Raw genomic sequence first — 535 nt, forward strand, 5'->3', positions numbered from 1 at the left:
ATGCCAATGGTCAGAAACTGTTTTATTTACAACCGAAGAAGCGAGGTGAACTAAATGCGTTTGAAGAAGAGCAAAATCGCCAATAAATCAGCGGAACTCGACTGGGATTACCAACCGCCTAAAATCAATGGTGGCAAAGAGACCATTGATGACATGAGCTTGGTGGTGGGTATGTATGGTAATTACGAAGTTACCAAAACGGGTAATCTCGTTGGCATTTTGGAAGTTAGTGGGATCAACCTTGATCTACTTAATGAAACCGAACAACAGGACGTTTTTGAGGACTATGGCGCGTTTCTCATGAGTACCTTAGGTGAAGGCGTTGATGAAGCCGGTCAGCTTGCCGCCGTCGAACAGGACCTCCTGCGACATCGTCTTCTTCAGCAACGACCCGATCACCAGCTGCTGGCGCTTGATCCGGCCGAAGTCGGAGGCCAAGCGGTCTTAGGAAGACAAAGGTATTCTTCAACTCCTTGGCTCACAGAACGACATGGCTACGATCCGACTTGGTCCAGCCGGGGGGTGAGGCAGATGG

Annotated in this window: 1 protein-coding gene; it reads left to right on the forward strand. The window is 49.3% G+C overall.

Annotation, left to right across the window (positions count from 1 at the left end):
• Window positions 1–54: 54 nt before the first annotated feature.
• Window positions 55–535 (forward strand): hypothetical protein (locus ACYVJE_RS23100; protein ID WP_461146139.1); only part of this gene is annotated, 481 nt, incomplete at its 3' end.

The sequence above is a fragment of the Salinifilum aidingensis genome, assembly GCF_054782015.1.